At 39.5% G+C, this 2,809-nt stretch carries 3 protein-coding genes and 1 pseudogene; 3 read left to right on the top strand and 1 reads right to left on the bottom strand.

Annotated features, from left to right (window positions below; all coding sequences use genetic code 11):
* Window positions 1-233 (bottom strand): annotated as a pseudogene (locus VB711_RS10290) (Uma2 family endonuclease); the annotation flags it as partial.
* Window positions 234-342: 109 nt separating this feature from the next.
* On the opposite strand from VB711_RS10290, the gene VB711_RS10285 reads away from it, so the two are divergent.
* From VB711_RS10285 to VB711_RS10275, 3 genes are read left to right on the top strand one after another with little or no spacing between them, the layout of a single operon-like run.
* Window positions 343-777: a SufE family protein gene (locus VB711_RS10285; protein ID WP_323285818.1), complete on the top strand. Its 435-nt coding sequence runs from the start codon at window positions 343-345 to the stop codon at window positions 775-777.
* Window positions 778-779: 2 nt separating this feature from the next.
* Complete coding sequence (locus VB711_RS10280; RefSeq protein ID WP_323285817.1) at window positions 780-1,688, top strand: alpha/beta hydrolase; 909 nt, start codon at window positions 780-782, stop codon at window positions 1,686-1,688.
* Window positions 1,689-1,721: 33 nt separating this feature from the next.
* Window positions 1,722-2,693, top strand: coding sequence for a GTP-binding protein (locus tag VB711_RS10275; RefSeq protein WP_323285816.1), 972 nt, complete (start codon window positions 1,722-1,724; stop codon window positions 2,691-2,693).
* Window positions 2,694-2,809: the final 116 nt, after the last annotated feature.

Here is a 2,809-nt window from a genome sequence, read left to right as displayed (position 1 = left end):
AAAAAACCATCAGGAACAATGGATTTAGATTTTATTGGTTCTTCTTTATTTGGTTCATAGTAAATACACATATCTACTCCCCAAAACCAATCCTGACGAGCGCTCCAAATCCATTTCAATAAATTTAACAGTAGATTGGGAATATCATTTTGTAGTTCATTATCCACTGGGGTTTCGTCGCTATCAGGTAAGTCTTCGGCGGTGGGTAAGTATTCCTGGGGTGCTGTAACCATAGCTTTCTGCTCTGTTACTTTATTTGCCTATCATAGTCTATAGATGGGTTATGGTGCGATCGCTCTCCAGATAGTCTAAAATTAAAGTGGTACTGCTTGCAAATCCATCATGTCTTCAAGTCTTGATTCCTTACCACCCGCTCTTGCTAAAATTGTTCAACGCTTCCAACGTTCCACAGACCCCAAGCGACGTTATGAACAATTAATCTGGTACGCTCAAAAGTTGCCAGAATTACCAGAAACAGATAAAATACCCGAAAATAAAGTTCCAGGCTGTGTTTCTCAGGTGTATGTCACCGCAGCATTAGCTGATGGAGGTGTGGTTTTTCAGGGCGATTCTGATTCTCAGTTAACTAAGGGATTATTAGCACTGCTTGTAGAAGGCTTAAATGGATGCTCACCCACAGAAATCGTTCAATTGAGTCCTGATTTTATCCAAGCTACTGGTTTAAATGTTAGTTTAACACCTTCCCGCGCCAATGGATTTTACAACATTTTTAAGATGATGCAAAGAAAGGCTTTGGAATGTAAGTTGGAAACTTAATCATGATTGATACCATAAAAAACCCTACTATCAGCGCCTTTGGTGGCATAGTTCAAGAATATCCTTGGTCTTGGCAAAATCAGCCAGTACGTGTGGTTTATGAAACCATTGGTCAAGGTTCACCCTTGTTACTTCTCCCAGCTTTTAGCAGCGTTTCCACCAGGGGAGAAGTAGGTGAATTAGCTACATTACTCGCTGCCCATTTTCAAGTTACTGCTATCGACTGGCCGGGTTTTGGGGAATCTTCTCGACTCAGTTTAGATTATAACTCAGCCATATATCAGCAATTTTTGGCTGATTTCGTGAAATCTATCTTTAATACACCAATTAATGTGGTGGCGGCTGGTCATGCTACGGGTTATGTGTTAAAATTAGCTGTTAATCAACCGGATATCTTTTCTAAAATAGTATTATTAGCTCCGACTTGGCGTGGTCCGTTGCCAACAATGGGGGCAAGTCAGCAAATAGCTGGTATAGTGAGGGGATTAGTGCGATCGCCTATTCTCGGTCAAGCACTTTATAAACTCAACACCACACCCTCATTTCTCAGTTGGATGTATAGTCGTCATGTCTTCACAGATGCGGCTAAACTCACACCGGATTTTATTACTCAAAAATGGCAAAGTACCCAGCAACCAGGAGCGAGATTTGCTTCGGCTGCCTTTGTTACTGGTAACATAGATCCTATCCATAGTCAATCAGAGTTTTTATCTTTAGTCCAGTCTTTATCTATCCCAGTAATGGCGGTAATTGGCAAATCTAGCCCCCCGAAATCACGCCAAGAAATGGACGTTTTGGCAGCTTTACCAGGGGTAAACAGCGTTGTAGTTCCTGGTTCTTTGGGATTGCATGAAGAATACCCCACAGTGGTTTTTGAGGTAATACTACCATTTTTAACGAAAATATGTTAAACAGATAATGATTATCAAAATAAATTTGAAACTATGATTGCTTCAGAAACATTAAATTCAGTTCCCGTCACCGTTTTAACTGGCTATTTAGGAGCAGGTAAAACCACATTACTCAATCACATTCTTACCTACGAACACGGTAAAAAAGTAGCTGTGATTGTCAATGAATTTGGCGAAGTTGGGATTGATAATCAATTGGTGATAGATGCCGATGAAGAAATATTTGAAATGAACAACGGCTGTATTTGTTGTACAGTGCGTGGGGATTTAATTCGGATTATCAACAACTTGATGAAACGGCGAGATAAGTTTGATCATTTAGTAATTGAAACTACGGGATTAGCTGATCCTGCACCAGTGATTCAGACCTTTTTTGTAGATGAAGATATGCAAAGTCAATTATCGTTAGATGCGGTAGTGACTGTTGTGGATGCTAAACATATATGGCAACATTGGGAAGCAGACGAAGCCCAAGAACAGATTGCTTTTGCTGATGTAATTTTGTTGAATAAAACAGATTTAGTCTCAGCAGAAAATTTAGAAGAATTAGAAAAACGGATTCGGGGGATGAATGCGATCGCTAAAATTTATCGTACCCAAAATTCAGAACTAGGAATGGATGCACTCTTAGGAGTAAAAGCCTTTGATTTAGATCGGGCTTTAGAAATTGACCCAAATTTCTTAGGTGAAGATGCTCACCAACATGATGAAAGTGTATATTCTGTTGCTTTAGTAGCCCAAGAACCTTTGGATGGGGAAAAACTAAATAATTGGATAGGTGAATTATTGCGTACCCAAGGCACAGATATCTTCCGCATGAAAGGCATTTTAAATATTGCTGGAGAAGATGATCGGTTTGTTTTCCAAGGGGTACACATGATATTTGATGGTAGACCAGATAGGCCTTGGAAAGATAACGAAACCAGAAAAAATGAACTTGTTTTCATCGGACGTAATTTAGATGAAGCCAAATTGAAACAAGACTTTTTAGCTTGTTTGGCATAAATAATAAATCGGCAGTTACATCTACACAAGCAAAAAAAATAAATCGGCGGTTAGAAACCGCATCTACACAAACAAAGTCCACCTCCGTGGACTAAATATTTTCAAGCCTGTTCCCC

The sequence above is a fragment of the Cronbergia sp. UHCC 0137 genome, from assembly GCF_034932285.1.
GTDB lineage: Bacteria > Cyanobacteriota > Cyanobacteriia > Cyanobacteriales > Nostocaceae > Cronbergia.
This window is presented reverse-complemented; position numbering and strand designations above follow the sequence as displayed.

Bases quoted from the DNA above. Each gene is read 5' to 3' on its own strand.
- VB711_RS10285 (WP_323285818.1), top strand. From the start codon at position 343: ATGTCTTCAAGTCTTGATTCCTTACCACCCGCTCTTGCTAAAATTGTT.
- VB711_RS10280 (WP_323285817.1), top strand. From the start codon at position 780: ATGATTGATACCATAAAAAACCCTACTATCAGCGCCTTTGGTGGCATA.
- VB711_RS10275 (WP_323285816.1), top strand. From the start codon at position 1,722: ATGATTGCTTCAGAAACATTAAATTCAGTTCCCGTCACCGTTTTAACT.